The 21,173-nt window shown below is 67.5% G+C and carries 19 protein-coding genes; 12 read left to right on the top strand and 7 right to left on the bottom strand.

The window, feature by feature from the left end:
• Nucleotides 1–1,233 precede the first annotated feature (1,233 nt).
• The 3 genes from JK364_RS33840 to JK364_RS33830 are packed head-to-tail and all read left to right on the top strand — an operon-like array spanning nucleotide 1,234 to nucleotide 4,720.
• Nucleotides 1,234–3,477 carry a glycoside hydrolase domain-containing protein gene (locus JK364_RS33840; RefSeq protein WP_201855181.1) on the top strand — a complete coding sequence of 748 codons (2,244 nt, stop codon included), beginning with the start codon at nucleotides 1,234–1,236 and terminating at the stop codon, nucleotides 3,475–3,477.
• 51 nt (nucleotides 3,478–3,528) lie between these two features.
• Nucleotides 3,529–3,966: a hypothetical protein gene (locus JK364_RS33835; protein ID WP_230992905.1), complete on the top strand. Its 438-nt coding sequence runs from the start codon at nucleotides 3,529–3,531 to the stop codon at nucleotides 3,964–3,966.
• 4 nt (nucleotides 3,967–3,970) lie between these two features.
• On the top strand, nucleotides 3,971–4,720 hold the full coding sequence (locus tag JK364_RS33830) for a hypothetical protein (RefSeq protein ID WP_201855179.1): 750 nt from the start codon (nucleotides 3,971–3,973) through the stop codon (nucleotides 4,718–4,720).
• A gap of 456 nt (nucleotides 4,721–5,176) precedes the next feature.
• Here JK364_RS33830 and JK364_RS33825 read toward each other — a convergent pair whose 3' ends face one another.
• Genes JK364_RS33825 through JK364_RS33815 form a run of 3 tightly spaced genes read right to left on the bottom strand, consistent with a single transcriptional unit; the run spans nucleotide 5,177 to nucleotide 6,017 of the window.
• A complete protein-coding gene (locus JK364_RS33825; protein WP_230992904.1) occupies nucleotides 5,177–5,353 on the bottom strand; it encodes a hypothetical protein in 177 nt (58 codons plus the stop codon).
• A 29-nt stretch (nucleotides 5,354–5,382) separates the two neighbouring features.
• Nucleotides 5,383–5,700 (bottom strand): hypothetical protein, encoded by a 318-nt coding sequence (locus JK364_RS33820; RefSeq protein WP_201855337.1) that lies wholly within the window; start codon nucleotides 5,698–5,700, stop codon nucleotides 5,383–5,385.
• Nucleotides 5,697–6,017: a hypothetical protein gene (locus JK364_RS33815; protein WP_201855177.1), complete on the bottom strand. Its 321-nt coding sequence runs from the start codon at nucleotides 6,015–6,017 to the stop codon at nucleotides 5,697–5,699. The genes JK364_RS33820 and JK364_RS33815 overlap by 4 nt, the downstream gene beginning before the upstream one ends.
• Before the next feature lie 246 nt (nucleotides 6,018–6,263).
• Here JK364_RS33815 and JK364_RS33810 point away from each other — a divergent pair, with 246 nt between their 5' ends.
• Nucleotides 6,264–7,604 carry an NsdA family TPR-like regulatory protein gene (locus JK364_RS33810; RefSeq protein WP_201855176.1) on the top strand — a complete coding sequence of 447 codons (1,341 nt, stop codon included), beginning with the start codon at nucleotides 6,264–6,266 and terminating at the stop codon, nucleotides 7,602–7,604.
• A 212-nt stretch (nucleotides 7,605–7,816) separates the two neighbouring features.
• On the opposite strand, the gene JK364_RS33805 is transcribed toward JK364_RS33810, so the two are convergent.
• Nucleotides 7,817–10,060, bottom strand: coding sequence for a transglycosylase domain-containing protein (locus tag JK364_RS33805; RefSeq protein ID WP_201855175.1), 2,244 nt, complete (start codon nucleotides 10,058–10,060; stop codon nucleotides 7,817–7,819).
• Nucleotides 10,061–10,276: 216 nt separating this feature from the next.
• Between JK364_RS33805 and JK364_RS33800 the strand changes: the two genes are divergently transcribed.
• The 6 genes from JK364_RS33800 to JK364_RS33775 all read left to right on the top strand — a co-directional run bounded on the left by JK364_RS33800 (nucleotide 10,277) and on the right by JK364_RS33775 (nucleotide 16,027).
• Complete coding sequence (locus JK364_RS33800; protein ID WP_201855174.1) at nucleotides 10,277–11,233, top strand: SPFH domain-containing protein; 957 nt, start codon at nucleotides 10,277–10,279, stop codon at nucleotides 11,231–11,233.
• Nucleotides 11,234–11,280: 47 nt separating this feature from the next.
• Nucleotides 11,281–11,541 carry a type II toxin-antitoxin system antitoxin gene (locus tag JK364_RS33795; protein WP_230992926.1) on the top strand — a complete coding sequence of 87 codons (261 nt, stop codon included), beginning with the start codon at nucleotides 11,281–11,283 and terminating at the stop codon, nucleotides 11,539–11,541.
• Between the two features lie 87 nt (nucleotides 11,542–11,628).
• Nucleotides 11,629–12,153 carry a PadR family transcriptional regulator gene (locus JK364_RS33790; protein ID WP_201855172.1) on the top strand — a complete coding sequence of 175 codons (525 nt, stop codon included), beginning with the start codon at nucleotides 11,629–11,631 and terminating at the stop codon, nucleotides 12,151–12,153.
• Nucleotides 12,150–12,836 (top strand): ABC transporter ATP-binding protein, encoded by a 687-nt coding sequence (locus tag JK364_RS33785; protein WP_201855171.1) that lies wholly within the window; start codon nucleotides 12,150–12,152, stop codon nucleotides 12,834–12,836. Before JK364_RS33790 ends, JK364_RS33785 begins: the two co-directional genes overlap by 4 nt.
• Complete coding sequence (locus tag JK364_RS33780) at nucleotides 12,833–15,250, top strand: ABC transporter permease (RefSeq protein WP_201855170.1); 2,418 nt, start codon at nucleotides 12,833–12,835, stop codon at nucleotides 15,248–15,250. Before JK364_RS33785 ends, JK364_RS33780 begins: the two co-directional genes overlap by 4 nt.
• A 171-nt stretch (nucleotides 15,251–15,421) precedes the next feature.
• On the top strand, nucleotides 15,422–16,027 hold the full coding sequence (locus JK364_RS33775; RefSeq protein WP_201855169.1) for a Uma2 family endonuclease: 606 nt from the start codon (nucleotides 15,422–15,424) through the stop codon (nucleotides 16,025–16,027).
• Between the two features lie 3 nt (nucleotides 16,028–16,030).
• Here JK364_RS33775 and JK364_RS33770 read toward each other — a convergent pair whose 3' ends face one another.
• Nucleotides 16,031–16,990, bottom strand: coding sequence for a hydrogen peroxide-inducible genes activator (locus JK364_RS33770; protein ID WP_201855168.1), 960 nt, complete (start codon nucleotides 16,988–16,990; stop codon nucleotides 16,031–16,033).
• Between the two features lie 138 nt (nucleotides 16,991–17,128).
• Here JK364_RS33770 and JK364_RS33765 point away from each other — a divergent pair, with 138 nt between their 5' ends.
• Together JK364_RS33765 and JK364_RS33760 are read left to right on the top strand one after the other, a co-directional pair.
• Entirely contained in the window at nucleotides 17,129–17,683 is a 555-nt protein-coding gene (locus JK364_RS33765; protein WP_201855167.1) for a peroxiredoxin, read from the top strand.
• 11 nt (nucleotides 17,684–17,694) lie between these two features.
• Nucleotides 17,695–18,234: an alkyl hydroperoxide reductase gene (locus JK364_RS33760; RefSeq protein ID WP_201855166.1), complete on the top strand. Its 540-nt coding sequence runs from the start codon at nucleotides 17,695–17,697 to the stop codon at nucleotides 18,232–18,234.
• Nucleotides 18,235–18,314: 80 nt separating this feature from the next.
• Here JK364_RS33760 and JK364_RS33755 read toward each other — a convergent pair whose 3' ends face one another.
• The gene (locus JK364_RS33755; protein WP_201855165.1) at nucleotides 18,315–19,877 is read right to left on the bottom strand and encodes an AI-2E family transporter; all 1,563 of its coding nucleotides are present in this window, start codon (nucleotides 19,875–19,877) and stop codon (nucleotides 18,315–18,317) included.
• 145 nt (nucleotides 19,878–20,022) lie between these two features.
• Nucleotides 20,023–20,745: an aggregation-promoting factor C-terminal-like domain-containing protein gene (locus JK364_RS33750; RefSeq protein WP_504942168.1), complete on the bottom strand. Its 723-nt coding sequence runs from the start codon at nucleotides 20,743–20,745 to the stop codon at nucleotides 20,023–20,025.
• Between the last annotated feature and the right edge of the window lie 428 nt (nucleotides 20,746–21,173).

Here is a 21,173-nt window from a genome sequence, read left to right as displayed (position 1 = left end):
AACGCAGTTGGGCTCCGCCGGGCTCAGCCCGAGCAACAAATCGGAATTTCACGTTCCCTCCTTGCGGACCCACTGTGGCGGTCATCCATCATTCGGAGCCCCTACCGTTCTGGCCACCGGTCCTGAACGCCATTCCACCAGTTGGGGGGCTTTCGACGCCGGAAGGGCCGATGCCGTGCCGTCCCTATCCCGAAGCCACGCCTCATGGATGCGCTAGGTGCCCGTTTCTTGGTTCACGGGCCCCGCGCGCAGGCAAAGCGAAGTGGTTCGCGAGCACAGCCATGGCGGTTTCCAATCTTTGAGTGTCCACGCCCAGGCCGCTTGCCTCGTCCTCTCCATCAGTCCAGAGAAGGACGCTCCAAACCTCGAATTGTGACCAACGACACACGCACACGGCTGGTTACCCTTTGCTCGCCGATACGTGAAGCGCGCTTGACGACAGCACAGATGAGCAGCCTGGCGAAAATTCAACCCTCGACGAGCCGCTCATTGGTGATGTCAAGAGACGTCGATCGCCTTGGCCACTAAGGGGCAAGCCGGCCACACCGAAGCTGCGGACCGGCACTCGATCAAGTGTCCGAGTATCGCTGGCGACACCCATGCCCAAATTGGGCAATCAACTTAAAAGGCGCGAATGGATGCAAGCGAATCATTCCACCATCCGCGTCACTCTTGGTGACACTCATCTTCTACCCCACGCACTCTGTCGCGCTCGGGGCACCTTCTCCTCACCACCCCGGGTGATTTAGGTTTCGGCTGCAGCGAGGAGCCGGGGGGCGCTCGCGGGGGCAGGCAATCGCCGGGATCCAGGGGGGCAGTCATGCAGGCCATCAGTGGTGGACAATTCGTTCACTGCGGCGACACCACTGTGCCGGGCACGACCTCAGGCTTCTCACCTGCTCGCGGACGCCCCGAGACCGCCGCCATACGCGGCCCCTCACTCGAGAGCGTCCCTGGAGCGCCGATTCCACTGACCGATGGCGGTCGTCCGGCCTGAATCCACGCGGCGGTCGACTCGGCCTGCGGTCACTGCGGGCCGGACGGCCAGCAGGGCCCGGCGCCTGCCTTGCCCCACGCCATTCGACCGGCAACTCCTCGCTCCGCTCCCGCCAAGCCGTACCAGCCGGCCACCCGCCGGCTCGGCAGATGTCCGGGCGACGTCGTGGTCCACGCACCAACCAGAGCTCACCCTATATGCGCAATCACAACCCGTTCGTCCATGAGAGGAACTCAATGGCTGACGAAATGGTGCGTCGCGCTCAAAGATTCATCAACACTACATATGGGAATGGCGCCACCCTCGGCATATCCAAGCTGGACGAGAACGGTCAGACCGGCTGGACTGTCATGTACGCCCTCACTCGTGCCTTACAGTACGAGATGGGCATCACTGTTCTATCGAATAACTTCGGCCCGGGCACCCTTTCAGCGCTCCAAGAGAAGTACGGCAAGCTTGACGAGACCACGATCCCGTCGGCGAACTTCTGCCGGATCATCCAGTCGGCGCTGTACTGCAAGGGTTACGACGGCGGTGACATCGACGGCAAGTACAACTCCCGTGTCAAGGACGCGGTGGCAAAGCTGAACCAGAACATGGGCGTAAGCGGCACGTATCCGGGCAGCTCCCTGTGGCCAAAAGTGGTCAAGGGCCTGTTCAACATGGACGCCTACGTCACCGTCAACGACGGCTCGGAGACCATCCGTTCCATCCAGCAGTGGCTGAACGGCCGGTACGTCCTCCGCAAGGACTACTACGTCATCCCCTGCGACGGTCACCACTCCCGTGACGTCGCCAAGTCGATGATCCTGGCCATCCAATACGAGTTGGGTATGGCCGACGGTGTCGCAAACGGTGTCTTCGGCCCCGGCACACAGTCCGGGCTGAAGAGTCACACGCTGTCCACTGGTTCTTCCGGGGTATGGGTGCAGCTTTTTACCGCCGCCATGGTGCTCAACAAGCGACCAGTGTCCTTCTCGGCCTCGTTCACCTCCTCTCTATCCGACAGCGCCAGGGCATTTCAGGGGTTCATGAAGCTCACCGTCAACGGGCAGGCCGACTTCCGGACCTGGTCCTCCCTACTGGTCTCCTACGGCGACCAGACCCGCCAGGGCGAGGCGTGCGACGGCGTCACGAAGATAACCCCCGCCCGCGCGCAGGCTCTGAAGGACGCCGGCTACAAGTACATCGGCCGCTACCTGTACAACCCCTCCACCACCGACCTGCCCGAGAAGGAGATCCAGCCGGGTGAGCTCGCGACCATCAAGGAGTACGGGCTGCGCTGCTTCCCGATCTACCAGACGTGGGCGCGCTCAGTTGACTACTACAGCGTGGCGCAGGGCGCCGCGGATTGTATGAACGCCGCGTTCAAGGCGGAGGAGCACGGATTTAAGCCGGGGTCACGCATCTACTTCGCGGTCGATTACGACGCAGTGAATGACGAGGTCACCTCGCACATCCTGCCGTACTTCCGGAGCATCAAGGAGCAGATGGGCCAGCTGGGCAGCCCCTACAAGATCGGGGTCTACGGCCCACGCAACGCATGCTCTCGAATCTCCGAGGAAGGCTACGCGGACACCAGTTTTGTGTCCGACATGTCATCCGGTTTCTCCGGCAACCTCGGCTACGCGATGCCGGAGAACTGGGCCTTCGACCAGATCGTCACCAAAGCAGTCGGCTCCGGTGACGGCCGTATCGAGATCGACAACAATATCGCCTCCGGCCGCGACACCGGCCAGGGCGACTTCCACCCCGCGCCCTCACAGAAGCTCGACATCGGTTTCGACCTAGACTACTGGTCGGCCTTCCTCAAGGAGATCGACGACTACATGGAGTCGATCAACAGACCCGGCGGAACGGGCTACATCTACACCCGGCGGCAGTGCCTCGAAACGATCATGAACTACGACGCCGCCATCACATCGGCGGCCCGCAGGTACCGCATGCGCAAGGCTCTCATCCAGACCTCGGCCTTCTGGGAGTTCTGCCACTACAGCTACAAGGACCTGGCGGAGGACGCTGGCGTGGTGTTCTACCACACCGGCATCATCCCGGACTGGGCCAAGGACCTGCCAGTCATCAATGAGACGGTCGACAGCAGCACTGGCGTCGCCAAGGTCTCGGGGCGCACATGCATCCTGTCGCGGAACAACTCGATCCGAGCGGGGCTTCTGGAGGATGACATCCTCGACTCCACCTCCGAGAGCGACAGGTGGGCCAGGTGGCAAAAGTGTAACCAGGACAACCTCTTCAATCTGAGCACCGTCCCACATCTGCACATCTGGGCAGCCGACGGAAAGGCGGGCGACCATGAGGAGACCCCGATCCGCCGCCCAACCCTCGACTACAACGACACGGAGATCTTCGAGATCCTCCGCCGTTACCAGGGCTTCGGCAGCGAGGCAGAGGCCCACGCGCAGCTGCGGATGCCGCTCTATGCGATCTTCGAGAAGTACAACCGCATCATTCGCGAGTCCTGACAGGTCATGATCACGGCATCCAATCCTTGGCAAGGGCACAACTTCGCAGCGTTGTCCGCCATCTTGCTCGCCGGTGCGGCGACCCTGCTGGGCCTCACCGGATACCTCTGTTCGCGGTTCACACAACCGGTCCGTCGACGATACGTCCCGTTCATGGGGTGGCGGGACGTGTCCCTGGCGACGATCACCGCAGCGCTCGCTCTCTATCTGTGGGGGTGTCTCCACGTCCTCTTCCTCGAAGACCAGGAACAGGCCGAGGCGTGCGAGCGGCAACGCCCAGCAGACATTCCGCGCCTGGTGGGCCGCAGAGGCGACTTCATCCCGTTACGGCTCGTCTGTGAGGCGTCGGACGGCCGTGACTACTCCGTCGTCATCCCCGACTACATCAACCCGTCCATCGCCGTCCTGCTGCTGCTCGCACTCGCCTGCGCCCTCGTCTCTGCCCTTCTCCACCTCAAACAGCGCCCGACAACACGGAAGAAAGGCTGACCTGTTGAGCCCCACCGACTTGCCCCGTAGACACGCTCTAACGGCTGCGGCAGGTGTCACCGTCGCCGCGGCCCTCGCCTCCACCGGTCTCCTCGCCGCCCCGGCCCTCGCCGCGCCGCAGCCCCTCAGAAACGACGAACTTAAGGAGGCGCTGCGCCGCGTCGAAGCCCGTCGCCGCCGCCTTCTCACTGGCCGGCCGTCCGCCAACCGGTGGGAGATGGAGAAGGGCACCGACGACGGCGGTGACATCGCGACGCGTCCCGTGCCGGGTACCGGCCTGAACGTTCCCGTGCGCAAGGGAGACACCGAAACGGTCCTTGTTCATGTGATCCGCCGCTTCCACTACGAGGTCGCCACCCTCGGTCTGCACGGCGAGCCAAACCCGATCGAGGGCTGGGTGGCACCGTCGGCGGTCCGCGACAGCCAGCTCCCGGAGGCGAACCGGGCGTCCGGCACCGCCATCGTGATCCGGCCGGACTTCTACCCGCCCGGTGTACGGGGCGGCTTCACTTCCGGACAGCAGCTGATCATCCGCGACATCATCGCCGACACCGAAGGCATCGTCCGCTGGGGTGGCGAGGATCGCCGTCCCTACGAGGGCTTGTTCTACCTCACCGTGCCTCCGGGCGACGCGCGTCTGAAGCGGGTCGCGGCCAAGATCCGAGCTTGGGACGAAACTCCAGGCGCGGGTGCCGGGGTAGTGCTCGACGTGACCGAGCCCTCCCGGCGCCGCCGGGCCGCCCGCTACCGCTGAGTGGGCCGACGCTCGAGGATGCCGCTCCCGGCAGGGGCCTATCTCGCCCGTGACGGCGTCCTCGGGCGAAAACACGGTGGCTAGGTCGTGCGGATCGCAGCCTTCACGACGCTTCCGCGCTTTCACGCGGTTTCGACGAGCTGCCCGAGCTGGTTCCTGTAGACCTCTACCTGCCCGGGGTCCATGACGAGACGACCTTGGCTCGGTGTGGCCGTCACAGTGATGGGCCGTCATGGGCATTACGACCTGTCCGGCGTGGTGATCATAGGCGGCGTCGCGCCGGTCGATGGTGATGTGTGAGATCACGAGGCGGCTCCGTTCGGTCGTTCGATAGCCGGGGGCGTTCAGGGTGCCCCCCGGATCGTCTGCCACGGGGAGCACGGCGCCCGAGGCCGGGGACCGTCCGCCCCTGCTACCTTCCGGGGGCAAAGGGGCGTGCAGGGGCGGACGGCCGTCTCAGGTCCGTCTGAAGCGGTCCAGCCGGTTGTGTTCGCGGTGACGGGGGCACTGGCACGGAGGCCACGCCTGGCCCAGTGCGTAGGGGTTGCTCTTCTCGCCGACCAGGACGGCCACCATCGCGTGGCGTACGGTCACGATCCCGTCGCGCGCCATGGTGTAGACGCGCATCGTCATGCGAGTCTCTTCGCCCCCGTTGGCCGCCCTCATCGGCCCGTCCCCTCGACCGGCGCGAGGAGCTGAAGCACGGCGCGCAGACCGCGCTTGACCGCGCCGAGGTGGTAGGCGAGTTCTTCCGGCGCGGCGGTGGCCAGGCTCAGGGCTTCAGCGGCGGCGAGGCTCTGTCCGGCGACGATCATGACGGCCCGCTCAAGGCCGTCGCGGGTGGGCTTGCCAGCCGCGATACATGCCGGACACAGGCCCGAACGCGGATCACTGAGGTTGCGGGGCCCGAAATCACCGGGAGTGGCGCACAGAGTGCAGCCGGGAACCGGAACGGACACGGCATTGCCGTTGGCGGTCACCGGATCACCACCATCCCATGCGGGGCGCAGATCAACTCCACGCGCGGGCCGGTCCTCGACCGCTGTTGCCGCCGTTGCTCATCGGCCACCGCGTAGGGGCCTACCAGCGCGGGCAGCTCGCCATCCAGCGGCATGGGGAGGGCGCGCCGTTCGAGGGTCGGCGAGTCGGTGTGAAGACGCGGGGGCTCCTGTCCGGGCCGGACAGTCGCGGAGTCCACGGCCCCCGCCACGGGCCGGGAAGGCGCCGGATACGACGCGGGGAGGCCCGGGACAGCACGGTGGCGGCCGGACGGCCGTAAGGCCAGAAGTGCACTCATCCACATCAGTGCACGGCGCGTAAGGTCATGCATGTCGTCAACCTCCACGTGGTTGATGGCCACGCCCCCGGGCCGTTCGGAGCGGCTGCGGGGGTCTCTCATGTGTGACACGTGGCCTACGCCGGTAACGGCGCGTATCGGGCTGGTTCCTCGCTCTAGGCAACTGCGCCACTACTCAGAGCGGTACCGTTGCAAGAGCGGCGGTTTTCAAAAGCTTCAAATGCTCTTGAACGAGGAGGTGGCGGCATGGGGCCGGAGTCCAACCCGAACCTGAAACACTTGTATGGGCAAACGGGGTGGACCTTGGGGCGCTTCGCCCGGGAGGTCAACCGGGTCGGTACCGAGGGAGGCGCGCCCAAGACGTACAGTGCGCAGACGGTGCACCAGTGGTTAAAGGGCCACGTCCCGAAAGCGGAAGCTCGGCCACTTGTCCTGGAGGCCCTTTCCCGGAAACTGGGTCGTCCGATCACTCATAGTGAGGCAGGATTTCCGGCACCTATATCCGACTCGGCGAAGCCGAGTACTGTTGAGGGGTTGATCGACCTTAGCAGGCAGGATATGGACCCATCGCGCCGCAGCGTGATAGGTGCCAGCCTCTTTTCCGTCGCACTTACGGTGCCCGGCTGGCCGGACGTAGTGGGCAGGATGGAAGCTGTTCAGGCTGGCGAGACTCGGCGTGTCGGGATTCCCGAGGTCGAGATGATCAAGGCCATGACAGAAAGACTGTCAGAGCTGGACGACGAATTCGGCGGCCGGCACGCCAGGCCGATGGCTGCCGCCTTTCTGGTGAACACCGTCGCCCCCTACTTGCGGGCCCCAGCCTCAGAGGCTGTGCGGAAGAACATGATGGGTGCCGCTTCTTTCCTCTGCTATCTCATCGGGTGGATGGCGGTAGACGAAGGGCTGCACAGGTTAGCTCAAAATTACTACGTGAAGGGCCTAGAACTGGCCGGGGCAAGCGATGACCATTTCACGTACTGCCATATCTTGCGCGGCATGTCAGTACAGGCCGCAGACTTGGGCAACGGATCTCCCGCAGTGCGCCTGGCAGATGCCGCCGCTGCCGCCGCGCCGAGCGCCGCGCCCCGAATGCGCGCCTTTCTCGCAGGACAACAGGCGCACGCTCATGCGGTGCGAGGAGACAAAAGAACGGCCTACCAGTTCCTTCAAGAGACCGATTCCGCGATAGAGAAGGCCGAAAGCCAGGCGCGCACTTTCGGCGGATATTCGCCCGCCACTTTAGCTTATCACGAAGCCCAGGTTCGAAATGCGCTCGGCGACACCACGGGGAGTGTCGATTCCCTTCAGCGGCATTTCCGCCTTCGCAGTAGCAGCAACGATAGTAGGCGCAGCGGAATCCGCTTTACTTCCATGCTAGCCGAAAGGCAATTGAAAGTCGGGCACCTCGAGACGGCATGCGCCAATTGGAGTAAGGTCCTCGATGATTACCCCACGATAAAGTCAGGCCAGGTAGACCAACATGTGCTGACCATGTTCCACTCGCTGCGCCCCTATCTCAAGAATCCAGCAGCGCGAGAACTGTACGAACGTGCCCGGCTCGTCGCTCCTGGCTCACTAGCCATCTAATCGCCTCCCACGTCGGGGACGGGTAGTTGCAAGGAGCGTCACGCAGCCGTCGATGCTCACTCGTGCACGCCGAAAGGCGCCCAAGCGCCGTCAACCGGCAGCAGGTCCCAACTCCCGCCCCTACCGCGTCCGCAGGCCGGGCGCGGGCCCTGCACTTCCCCGTCCTGCGGTCCGGTGCGGGCGTGCCGAGAAGCGCGCCCGCACCGGAGGCGTCACGGCTGTGGTTTGTTTCGGCCCTGGTGGCCGGGGGGTCCGTCCGAGGCCGAATTCGACGGGTCGGGCGGGCTCGGGGAGCCTGCGTCGTCCGACGGCGACGCCGACGACGAGGAGCTCGGCGACTCGCTCGTGGACTCGCTGGCCGACGGGGACGACGAGGGCGACTCGCTGGCGGACTCGCTCGCCGACGGGCTGGACGACGGCGACTCCGAGGTGGCGCTCGAACTCGGCGGCGCGGTCGGCTTGACCGCCGCCCCCATGTCGGTGTCCAGGTCGAACTTCGAGGCCTTATCCCCCTTCAGCGCGGACTGGGTGTACGCGGCCCAGATCCTGGCCGGGAAGTCACCGCCGTTGACGCGGCCGCCGCCCGCGGTGCCCTTGAGCGAGACCTGCTTGCCGACGCCCTTCAGCTCGCCGAACATACCGACCGAGGTGACCAGATCGGGGGTGTAGCCGGAGAACCAGGCCGACTTGTTGTCGTCGGAGGTGCCGGTCTTGCCCGCGACGGCCTGGCCCTGCTGGCGCACGGCCTGGCCGGTGCCGTCGTCGACCACCCCGGTGAGGACGGAAGTGACGGAGTCGGCGGCGCCGCGGCTGATCGCCTGGCCGTTGGTGGGATCGGGCAACTCGGGCCGCTCATCGCCCTTTTCGGCGGACTTCACGATCGCCGGAGTGACCTTCTTGCCGTGGTTGTCGAGGGTCGCGTAGACCCCGGCCATCTCCTTGGGGCTGGCGCCCATCACGCCCAGCGACATCGCGGGGCGCACATCGAAGCCGTTGTCCACCCGGCCGTCCATGCCGAGGTCCGTGGCGGTGTTCTTGACCTTGCTCAGCCCCACGTCCACCGCCATCTGGGCGAAGACGGAGTTGACGGAGTTGTTCATCGCCTTCTGGACGGAGATGGGCCCGTAGGACTTGTTGTCCTCGTTCGGCGGGGCGAAGGCGGTGTCGCTGCCCTTGACGGGCCGTCTGCTGGTGCCGTCGTAGAGGGTGCTGGATGTGATCGGCGTGCTGTCCTGGGTGGTCGAGCCGTTCTCCAAAGCCGAGGCGAGGATGAGCGGCTTGAAGGTGGAGGCGGGCTGGTAGTCCGAGCGGGTGGCGTTGTTGGTCCAGTGCTCCGTGTAGCCCGCGCCACCGTACATCGCCACGATGCCGCCGGACTTGGGGTCCACCGAGACCGCGCCCACCTGAGCGTCACCGTCGACCTTGCGCTTCTTCGGGTCCAGCTTGGACGTCAGCTCGGTGCGGACCGCCTTCTCCAGCGCCTTCTGCTTCTTCTTGTCGATGTTGAGGGTGACCGTCCAGCCGCCGGCCTCGAACTCGTTCTCGTTCACCCCGGCCTTGAAGAGCTCGTCCTTGGCGGCCTTGATGAAATAGCCCGCCTGGCCGTCGAGTCCCGGGATGGGGCGGGGTTCGATGGGCACGGGGAACTTCATGCCCTCGCGCTCGCTCTTGGACAGCCAGTCCTTCTCGACCATGTTGTTGAGGACGTAGTTCCAGCGGGCCTTCACCAGCTTCTTGCCCTTGGGGCCCGCCGCCGACCAGTCGTACTGGCTGGGCGCCTGGAGCACCGACGCGAGATAGGCGCCCTGCGCGACGCTGAGGTCCTCGACGTCCTTGTTGTAGTACGCGCGGGCGGCTGCCTGGATGCCGTAGGCGCCGCGGCCGTAGTAGCTGGTGTTGATGTAGCCCGCGAGGATGTAGTCCTTGGACTTCTGCTGGTCGACCTTGAGCGAGATCACCAGCTCCTTCAGCTTGCGGCTGACGGTCTGTTCCTGGCTCAGGTAGTAGTTCTTGACGTACTGCTGGGTGATGGTCGAACCACCCTGCTTGCCCCGGCCCAGCGCGGTGTTGATGAGACCGCGGGCGGTGCCGGTGAACGAGACGCCGGAGTCGCCGTAGAAGTCCTTGTTCTCGGCGGCGACAAAGGTGTGCTGCACCTTCTTGGGAATCTTGGACAGAGGCACCGACTCACGGTTGACCTTGCCCTCCTTCGCCATGATCGTGCCGTCGCTGTACTTGTAGACGTTGGCCTCGGCCTTGGCCGCGGCGTTGGCCGGCGGAACCTCCACCAGCAGATAGAGGACGAAGAACGCCCCGACGAGCAGCGCACCGAGCCCCAGGAAATACCCCAGCAGCCACTTCCAGGTGAAGAAGCGGCGTATGCCCCCCGACTTCGCCGCCCGCTTGGCTCTGCGAGCGCTCTGCTGCCGCGCGCGTCGCTCTTCCGCTCTACCCATCGCTCCCGCCGCTCCAGTCCGTAAGCCCCCCAGGCCAGCTCATGAAACTAACACCGCAACAACCCTCAAATGCCCATCGATCAAGCTTTTTCCGAAGGTGACAAAAAGCACCCGCTCCAAGGGAACTGACGGCTTACGGGCACCAAGGGTTGCCACCGGTCTGTAATGTGCTATCACTTTGCTAGACGCACCACCGAACGAAGCGGGGAGCCCTCCATGTCCAAGGCCATCTCAACCGACCCCATCACCGACCGGGCCGACATACCGTCCCTCCCGGAGCCCCGGGTCCGGGAGCGGCCCGCGCACAACGTCAGCGGCGGGCTGGCCCTGCTCGGAGGCCTGGCCGGACTCGCGGGCGGCGTCGGGCTGATCCTCGCGGGCGCCGCCGTCGCCGCCGAGCACAAGGGCACCTTGTCCACGCTGCTGATCGTCTCCGGCATCGTGGTGATCATCGCCGCGATCCTCACCATGTGCGGCCTCAACACCATCGCGCCCGGCGAGGCCCGGGTGGTCCAGCTCTTCGGCCGCTACCGCGGCACCATCCGCACCGACGGACTGCGCTGGGTGAACCCGCTCACCAGCCGGGAGAAGATCTCCACCCGGGTGCGCAACCACGAGACCGCGGTACTCAAGGTCAACGACGCCTACGGCAACCCGATCGAGCTCGCCGCGGTCGTCGTCTGGAAGGTCGAGGACACCGCCCAGGCGATGTTCGAGGTGGACGACTTCCTGGAGTTCGTCGCCACCCAGACCGAGGCCGCCGTCCGGCACATCGCCATCGAGTACCCGTACGACGCCCACGACGAGGACGCCCTCTCGCTGCGCGGCAACGCCGAGGAGATCACCGAGAAGCTCGCCATCGAACTGCACGCCCGGGTCGAGGCGGCCGGGGTCCGCATCATCGAATCGCGCTTCACCCACCTCGCCTACGCCCCGGAGATCGCCTCCGCGATGCTCCAGCGCCAGCAGGCGGGCGCGGTGGTGGCCGCGCGCCGGCAGATCGTGGACGGCGCGGTCGGCATGGTCGAGGCGGCGCTGGCCCGGATCGCCGAGGAGGAGATCGTGGCGCTGGACGAGGAGCGCAAGGCCGCGATGGTCAGCAATCTGATGGTGGTGCTCTGCGGGGACCGCTCTCCGCAGCCCGTCCTGAACACCGGCACGCTGTACCAGTGACGGACGAGAGCGAGCGGAAGGCGCGGCAGCCGCGGCAGCGCAAGCAGATGCTGCTGCGGCTCGACCCGGCCGTCCATGACGCCCTCGCGCGCTGGGCCAACGACGAACTGCGCAGCGCCAACGCGCAGATCGAGTTCCTGCTGCGCAAGGCGCTCGCGGACGCGGGCCGGCTGCCCGGCGCGGCGCGCCCGATCCCCCGCCGGGGCCGCCCGGCGCGGCGGCCCGCCGAGGGCCCGGAGGGCGAGGGCCCCACCGAGGGCCCCGCCGAGGGCCCGGAGGGCACCGGCCGCGAGCCGCGCCGACCCTGATCCCTTCCGCAACCCTCTGACCTGCGGAAACAATCCTCACAGTGCAGCTATACACTCCATGTATACGCATGGTGTAGAGTGCTGGGCATGTCAATTGGCCACACCCTGCTCGGACTCCTCGAGGGCGGCCCGCGCCACGGTTATGACCTCAAGCGAGCCTTCGACGAAAGATTTGGACACGACCGCCCGCTGCACTACGGGCAGGTCTACTCGACCATGTCCAGGCTCCTGAAGAACGGCCTGGTGGAGGTCGACGGCATCGAGCACGGCGGTGGCCCGGAGCGCAAGCGCTACGCCATCACCGACGCGGGCATCACCGATGTGGAGGACTGGCTCGTCCAGCCCGAGAAGCCCGAGCCGTACCTCCAGTCGGTCCTCTACACCAAGGTCGTCATCGCCCTGCTCACCGGGCGCGACGCGGCCGATCTCCTCGACGTCCAGCGCGCCGAACATCTGCGGCTGATGCGCGATCTGACCCAGCGCAAGCGCGGCGGCGACCTCAGCGACCAACTCATCTGCGACCACGCCCTCTTCCATCTCGAGGCCGATCTGCGCTGGCTGGAGCTCACCGCCGCCCGCCTCGGCCAACTCGCCAAGGCGGTGCGTTCATGACCCCGGCAGGCTCCTTGCTGATCGCCACGTCCCTGCACAAGACGTACGGTCACACCCCCGCCCTGGACAGTGCGGACTTCTCCATCCACCCCGGCGAGGTCGTCGCCGTCATGGGCCCCTCCGGCTCGGGCAAGTCGACGCTGCTCCACTGCCTGGCCGGGATCGTGAAGCCGGACTCCGGCTCCGTCCACTACAACGGGCGCGAGCTGACCGCCATGTCGGACGCCGAGCGCAGCGGTCTGCGCCGCGGTGAGTTCGGCTTCGTCTTCCAGTTCGGCCAGCTCGTCCCCGAGTTGAGCTGTGTGGAGAACGTCGCGCTGCCGCTGCGGCTGAACGGCACCAAGCGCAAGGAGGCCGAGACCCGGGCGTCGGCCTGGATGGAGCGGCTCGAGGTCGCCGATGTGGCGCACAAGCGGCCCGGTGAGGTCTCCGGCGGTCAGGGGCAGCGGGTCGCCGTCGCCCGGTCGCTGGTCACCGGGCCGCGGGTGCTGTTCGCCGACGAGCCGACCGGTGCGCTGGACTCGCTCAACGGGGAGCGGGTGATGGAGCTGCTGACCGAGGCCGCCCGGGAGTCCCGTACCGCCGTGGTGCTGGTCACCCACGAGGCCCGGGTCGCCGCCTACTCCGACCGCGAGGTCGTCGTCCGCGACGGCAAGGCCCGCGATATGGCAGGGGTCCGATGAGCGGCCAGGACGCCCCGGCGAAGGAGTCCCGCTCCCGCGTCTCCATCGCCCGCTGGGCCGCCGATCTGGCCATGGGCGGCCGGTTCGCGGTCACCGGCGGCCGGGAGAGCTGGGCCAGGACGATCATGACGGCGGTGGGCGTCGGCCTGGGGGTGGCGCTGTTGCTGCTGGCCTCCGCCGTCCCCACCATGTACCAGCAGCGCAATGAGCGGGGCGACGCCCGCTCCGCGCTCAGCTTCGGGAACGCCAAGGTGAAGCCCGGCCCCGATACGCTCCAACTCGCCAACGCGGGCACCGACTATCGCGACCAGGACATCACGGGCATGGTCATGGCCCCCGACGGCAAGGGCACCCCGCCCGTGCCGCCGGGCATCGACCGGATACCGGCCGCCGGTGAGATGTGGGTGTCCCCGGCGCTCAAGAAGCTGCTCGACTCCGACGAGGGCAAGCTGCTCCGGGACCGCTTCCCCTACCGCACCATCGGGGTGATCGGCGACAGCGGCCTGACCGGCCCGACCGAATTCACCTACTACGCGGGGATCTCCCAGAAGGCGTTCGACAACGTCAGGTCTCAGTACCACATCGACCACTGGGGCTCGGAGAAGAAGGGCGAGGACAAGCCCCTCGACCCCGCGCTGCTGCTGCTGATCATCGTGGGCTGTGTGGTGCTGCTGCTGCCGGTGCTCATCTTCATCGCCACCGCCGCCCGCTTCGGCGGTGAGCGGCGCGACCGGAGGCTGGCCGCGCTGCGGCTGGTCGGCGCCGACATCCATATGACCCGGCGGATCGCCGCCGGTGAGTCGCTCTTCGGCTCGCTCTTGGGGCTCGCCGTCGGCACCGGGCTGTTCCTGCTGGGGCGGGAGTTGGCCAGCGGCGTCGACATCTGGGGCATCAGCTTCTTCGCCTCCGACATCGTGCCGAGCGCCCCGCTCGCCCTGGTGATCGCGGCGGCCGTGCCCGCCTCGGCCGTCATGGTCACCCTGATCGCCCTGCGCGGTATCGCCATCGAGCCGCTGGGCGTCGTCCGGAACGCCAAGCCCAAGCGCCGGCGTCTGTGGTGGCGGCTGCTGCTGCCGCTCCTGGGCATGGCCCTGCTGCTGCCGCTCGCCGGCGGCTTCGGGGCCGGCGGCGGCAGCGGCAGCAATACGAAGGCGTACCAGGCCGCGGCCGGTGCCGTCCTGCTGCTCATCGGTATCACCGCGCTGCTGCCCTGGGTCGTCGAGGCCGTGGTGGAACGGTTCGGCGGCAGGGGCTCGGTGCCCTGGCAGCTCGCCACCCGCCGACTCCAGCTCAGCAGCGGCACCGCCTCGCGCGCGGTCAGCGGCATCACGGTCGCCGTCGCCGGAGCCCTCGCGCTCCAGATGCTCTTCGCCAGCGTGGAGGCCCAGGACCGCGAGGACACCGGCCAGGACCCGCACCGCGCCCAGCTGATCGCGAACGTCCCGGTGAGCAACGGCGCCCAGGCCCACGACGCCTTCGCCCGGTACCGCGCGACCAAGGGCGTGAAGGATCTCCTCGGTGTCACCGAGGACTACATCTCCGATGTGCGCCACAGCAAGGACGACCCGACGTCGGTCCCGGAAGAGGCCATCACGGTCGCCGACTGCCCCACGCTCCGCGAGCTGGTCCGCATCACCAGCTGCAAGAACGGCGAGGTCTTCCTCGTCGATTCGCCCAGCTACTACGGGGAAGGTGAGGGCTTCGCCAAACCGGGCGCCAAGGTCAACCTCGCCTACCGCGACGACGGTACGCCGGACCTGCGCAAGAAGAAGCTGTGGACGATCCCCGACTCGGCCACGAAGGTGAAGCCCCGGAAGGACCCGGTCGGCAGCGAACGCACCGGCATCTTCGCCACCCCCGGCGCCTTCGACATCGCCGACCTGCCGGACCCCGGGGCGTCGGCCATGATCCGGCTGGACCCGAAGGTCCCGGACGGGGTCGAGTACGTACGCAACACCAGCGTGGCGCTCTCCCCGGCGATGGATGTCATGCGGCTCAGCAGCACCGCGCAGTCGGATGAGTTCACGGTCATCCGCAAGGCCCTGTTCATCGGCGCCACCGCGACCCTGCTGCTCATCGGGGCCAGCATGATCGTGACCACCCTGGAGCAGCTCCGCGAGCGCAAACGGCTGCTGTCCGTCCTGGTCGCCTTCGGCACCCGGCGCACCACCCTCAGCTGGTCCGTGCTGTGGCAGACCGCGGTCCCGGTGGTGCTGGGTCTGGCGCTGTCGATCGCGGGCGGGCTGGCGCTGGGCGTGATGCTGCTGAAGATGGTCGGCCAGCCGCTGGCCGTGGACTGGACCGGGCTCGCCACCATGACCGGCATCGGCGGCGGGGTCATCCTGCTGGTGACCCTGGTCAGCCTGCCGCCGCTGTGGCGGATGATGCGGCCGGGGGGTCTGCGGACGGAGTAGACCCGGCCGCCCCCTCCCGGTGCCGGGGACCATTCCCACCTGCGGAAACGGTCCCCGGCACCGGGTTTTCGGCGATCATGCCACCCGTATGGGTGATTCCCGACAGACGGACACACATCCACATTCGGGCCTACGATGACGTTCTCGACATCAACCACCGGGAGACCAGCCATGTCTGCTGCCGCAGTCGAGGGGCCCCACCGCCCCGAGCCGCTGCCTCTACTCGAGGAAGCCAACAAGCTCATGGAGCAGCACCCGGGCTACCGAGTCGAGATCATCGGGGGAGTAATCACCGTGGCCCCACCGCCAGATGCGCCGCATGGGATGGCGCTCACCGACATCATGATCCCCTTGATGGAAGCGGGGCTGCATAGCAAGGAGACCAAGGTTGTCCAGGGGATCGGCCTGTGGCTGCCCACCGGCCCCGAGGACTATGCCATCCCGGACCTGGCGGTGGTCGACGCCGACGTCCACGAGCACCTGATCGAGAACAACTGCTATGACCCGATGTCCTTCCGGCTGGTGCTGGAGGTGACGTCCAGTAACTTCAACAACGATCTGCGGAACAAGGTCACCGCATATGCGGAGGCCGAGATTCCGGTCTATGTGATCGTCAACCGCAAGCACGGTCGGGTCCATGTGCTGACCGACCCCGTCGAAGGCGGATACGACACCCACCGTGTCTACGCCCCGGGCGAGGACATCACGCTCCCAGAGTCGATCGGCGCCGAGGTCACCTTGGACGTGGAGGCGGTCCTGGCCACCGGGCGCCCCTGACGCTCACCCCCGGGCGATCCGCACCGGCAGCGGACGCAGCGCCTCCCGCAGCGCCTCCGCGAACGCCTCGAACTCCTCCGTGCGTGCCGCGCCCGCCCGCATGGCCAGGGCGATCCGGCGGGCGGGCGCCGGATCGGCGAAGTCGCCGGTGGCCAGGTGGTCGTTGCGCGCGGTCTCCACCCGGAGCGCGGTACGCGGCAGCAGCGTCACCCCGAGCCCGCCCGCGACCAGCTGCACCAGGGTGGAGAGCCCGGCGGCGCTGGTGGTCACCGGGGCGCCCTCGGTGCGGCCCGCCTCACGGCAGATGTCCAGCGCCTGGTCGCGCAGGCAGTGGCCCTCGTCGAGTAGCAGCAGATCCAGCTCCTTGAGCGCCTCGCGGGGGATGTCATCGCGCCCGCCCAGCCAGTGGTCCCGGGGTGTGACCAGGACGAAGTCCTCGTCGAACAGCGGGATTTCGACCACCCCGGGAGCGCCGAGCGGCACCGCGAGCAGCAGCAGATCCAGACGTCCATGGGCCAGCCCGTCCAGCAGCGAGGCGGTCTGCTCCTCGTGCACCTGGAGATCGAGCCGGGGGTAGCGCTCATGCACCAGCCGCAGCACGGTCGGCAGCAGATACGGCGCCACGGTCGGGATCACCCCGAGCCGCAGCACACCGGTGAACGGCGCCCGCGCCGCCTCGGCCTCCTCCAGCAACTCCCCGACCGCTTCGAGCACGGAGCGTGCACGGACCGCCAGCCGCTCCCCCGCCGGACTGAGCAGCACCTTGCGCGTCGTACGCTCGAGCAACTGGACACCGAGTGTCTCCTCGAGCGCCGCGACGGCGCCCGAGAGCGCGGGCTGACTCATCCCGATGGCGGCCGCGGCATCGCGGAAGTGCAGCTGCTCCGCGACCGCGACAAAGGCCCTGAGCTGGGAAATGCTCGGCTGGCGCGGTTTGCCGGACGGGGTGGGTGATGCGGCCACTGATAGCCACCTCCAATCAACCCCACCGAGTGTAGCTATTTCACTGATCAATGCACTCTGTGCCAAGGTAAGACCGTCCAACCCCAGGAAAACCCGGACGACCGGGTCCTTCCTACGTAAAAGCTGCAAGGAGTGTCCGTGCTCACCGTCGGTGACAAGTTCCCCCAGTACGACCTGACCGCCTGCGTGTCGCTGGAGAGCGGCAAGGAGTTCGAGCAGATCGACCACAAGTCCTACGAGGGCAAGTGGCGCGTGGTGTTCTTCTGGCCCAAGGACTTCACCTTCGTGTGCCCGACCGAGATCGCGGCCTTCGGCAAGCTGAACGACGAGTTCGCCGACCGTGACACGCAGATCCTCGGTGTCTCCGGCGACTCCGAGTTCGTCCACCACGCCTGGCGCAAGGACCACGCCGACCTGCGTGACCTGCCGTTCCCGATGCTGGCCGACTCCAAGCACGAGCTGATGCGCGACTGCGGCGTCGAGGGCGAGGACGGCTTCGCGCAGCGCGCCGTGTTCATCGTGGACCAGAACAACGAGATCCAGTTCACCATGGTGACGGCCGGTTCCGTGGGCCGTAACCCCAAGGAGGTCCTGCGGGTGCTGGACGCCCTGCAGACCGACGAGCTGTGCCCCTGCAACTGGAGCAAGGGCGAGGACACCCTGGACCCGGTGGCCCTCCTCTCCGGAGAGTGAGCTGATTCGCCATGGCACTCGATGAGCTGAAGTCCGCGCTGCCGGACTACGCCAAGGACCTCAAGCTGAACCTCGGTTCGGTGATCGGCAACTCGGAGCTTCCGCCGCAGCAGCTGTGGGGCACCGTGCTGGCCTGCGCGATCGCGTCGCGTTCGGCGCGCGTGCTGACCGAGCTGGAGCCGGAGGCCAAGGCCAACCTCTCGCCGGAGGCGTACACCGCCGCCAAGTCGGCGGCCGCCATCATGGCGATGAACAACGTCTTCTACCGGACCCGGCATCTGCTGTCCGACCCGGAGTACGGCAACCTGCGCGCGGGGCTGCGGATGAACGTCATCGGCAACCCGGGTGTGGAGAAGGTCGACTTCGAGCTGTGGTCGCTGGCCGTGTCCGCGGTCAACGGCTGCGGAATGTGCCTCGACTCGCATGAGCAGGTGCTCCGCAAGGCGGGCGTGGACCGCGAGACGATCCAGGAAGCCTTCAAGATCGCCTCTGTGCTGCAGGCGGTCGGCGCCACCCTGGATGCCGAGGGCGTCCTGGCCGCCAACGGCTGACCTCGGTCACGTTCGGACACGTAGCAACCCGAAGGGCGCCCACCGATCGGTGGGCGCCCTTCGGCGTTCGGCCATCGGCCCTATCGCGCTCCGCCCTCCCCGGGCGGCGGGCCCGGCGGGGCGGTGGGCGCCACGTCGGAGGCGGTGGCGCCGTGCGGGCCCGGGACGGCGCGCAGGGCGTTCTCCTGGCTGTAGCCGCGCAGGTAGACGACGACCGTGTTGGCGACCGCCACCAGCGGAACGGCCACCACCGCGCCGCCGATGCCGCCGATCAGCGAACCGGCCGCGACCGAGAGCACCACGGCCAGCGGATGGACCCGCACCGCCCGGCCGAGGATGAACGGCTGGAGCACATGGCCCTCGATCTGCTGGACGGCCAGCACCACGATCAGCACCATCGCCCCCGTGAACACGCCCTGGGTGACCAGCGCCACGACCACCGCGAGCGCGCCGGAGACCACCGCACCCACCAGCGGGATGAAGGCGAAGAGGAAGATGAAGACGGCCAGTGGCACGGCCATCGGTACATCGAGGAAGAACAGACCCACGCCGATGAAGATCGCGTCGATCAGCGCCACGATCACCGTGCCGCGTACATAGGCGGTCAGCGTCGACCAGGCGCGCGGACCCGCGCCCGCCACGCCCTCACGGGCCTGGGCGGGGACCAGCTTGAGGGTCCAGTTCCAGATCTTCGGGCCGTCGTACAGCAGGAAGAGCGTGGAGAACATCGTCAGCAGGATGCCCGTCAGCACCTCGACGACGACCGTGACGCCCTCGAGCCCCGCCGAGGTGATCTGCTCAGTGTTGGCACCGACCGCCTCGCGCAGGCTCTTGGCCACATGGTTGATCTGCTTCTCGGTCACATGGAACGGGCTGTGCAGCAGCCAGCGCCGCAGATCGTCGATACCGGCCTGGACCTCGCCCGAGACCTCGTCGACGTTCTCCATGACCTGCCAGACCACGAACCACACGACCAGGCCCATGACAACGAAGCCGGCGATGAAGGTGAGCGCGGTGGCCAGCCCGCGCGGCACACCGCGCCGGCGCAGCCGGGTCACGGTGGGCTCCAGCAGCGCGGTGATGAGGATCGCGACGGTGAAGGACAGCACCACCAGCTGGACGGAGCTGATGACCCGCATGAGCACCCACACCGTGCCGCCGAGCACCAGCAGCCGCCAGGCCGCCTCGGCGGCCACGCGGACACCCCAGGGCACGGCGGCCACCGGATCGGGTCTGGCGGAGACGGCGGGGGCGTAGGCGGGCGGGGCGGGCACGCTGGCCGGCTGCTCCGGCCGGGCGGCCTCGCCCTCGGGGGTCCCGGGGCTTTCCGGGCTCTCCGGGCTCTCCGGGCTTTCGGCGCTTTCCGGGCCCTTCCGACCCTCGGGACCCTCGGCGCGCTCGGCGCCGCCCCGCGGGCGTTCTTCAGACGGTCCGGGCCCCGGTCCGGGCCTCGGTTCAGATCCCCGTTCAGATTTCCGTTCAGATCCCCGTTCGGGCCCCGGTCCGGGCCCCGGTGGCTTGCGCGGGCCGGTGCCGCCGTCGCCCTCGCGCCCCCGCATCTCGGCCTGTTGGGATTCGAGCCGGTGGGCGAGCCGGGTAAGTCCGGTTCCCAGCCTGCCGACCCACTGCGGCAATTTGGACATTTCTCGTTTCCTACCCCCCAGTTTCCCCCTCGGTCGTCAAGGAGACGTTACCTGCCGAGGATGCGCGAAACCCCCGACCTGAGCCGGGGGTTTCGTGAAGCGTTCGATACTGGGCGGCTACCGGGTGTTGCCCGGTGGAACCGGCTCAGTAGTGGCCGTTGGCCTGCCAGAACGACCAAGCGTCACAGGGGCTGCCGTAGCGCTCGTTCATGTAGTTCAGGCCCCACTTGATCTGGGTGGCCGGGTTGGTCTGCCAGTCGGCGCCCGCCGAGGCCATCTTGCCGGCCGGCAGCGCCTGCACCAGACCGTAGGCACCCGACGAGGGGTTGCTGGCCTTGTAGTTCCAGGTGGACTCGTGGTCCACGATGTTGCTGAAGCACTGGAACTGGCCACTCGGCACGATCTGCCGGGCCATCGCCTGGACCTCGGAGATGGTGTACGAAGCCTGCTGGGGGAAGCTGGAGGCGTCACGCGACGCCGAACGGCTCGCGACCTCCTCCTTCTTCTCCTTCTTGGCTTCGCGCTCCTTGGCCAGCTTCTCGGCGGCTGCCTTGTCCGCGGCGGCCTTCTTGGCCTTCGCGTCCTTGGCTGCCTGCTTGCGGGCCGACTCCTCGGCGGACTTGCGCGCCTCCGCGTCGGCCGCGGTGGACTGGACGTCCGCCTGCTGCGTCAGGGATGCGGTCTGCGCGACGGCCTGCTGCCCAGCAGGTATGTCCGCAAGGAGCGTCGAATCGGCGGCGGTCGCCTCGATCGGGTCGGACGAGCCCTGCTGCTGCTGTCCGCCCGCGGCGACGCCGACGACGGCGCCCACAGTGGTGACCGCGGTGGCCGAAGCCACTGCGAATCCCCGGACCGAAATCCGGCTCACTCGGTGTCCTTCCAGCATCGCCCGCTTAGGTGACCTCGCGGGCGCAATCGTGCCCCTGACGCTGTCCTCCCCTTGTTCCGTCCCCGGTGGTGCGATGGGGTCGACTGGTCACGGGAGGCACGGGCCCGGTGGGGATCCCCCGCGGGAAATCCTCGAGGTGCTCGGGCGGCATACGGCGAACGCTGTTTAGTTCTGATACTGCTGGTGCTCGGTACCGCTGGGGGTACTGGTGTGCCGTATGCGGGGCCTGACAGAACCCACACACTGCCGGACGTGGAGCCCCCTCGGCAATTCCCCGCCAGGTGTGAAAGCTCACATCCTGTTTACGCCCTAGGATTTCCGGAAACCTCCGCGCGCCAAGACGCCGCGCGGCTAAGCTCGTTGGCCTTTCCGCGCGGCGCCCTATGGCCGCAAACGACTCAACCGGC

It is taken from the genome of Streptomyces endocoffeicus (assembly GCF_016741935.1).
In the GTDB taxonomy this organism is placed as follows: Bacteria; Actinomycetota; Actinomycetes; order Streptomycetales; family Streptomycetaceae; genus Streptomyces; species Streptomyces endocoffeicus.
This window is presented reverse-complemented; position numbering and strand designations above follow the sequence as displayed.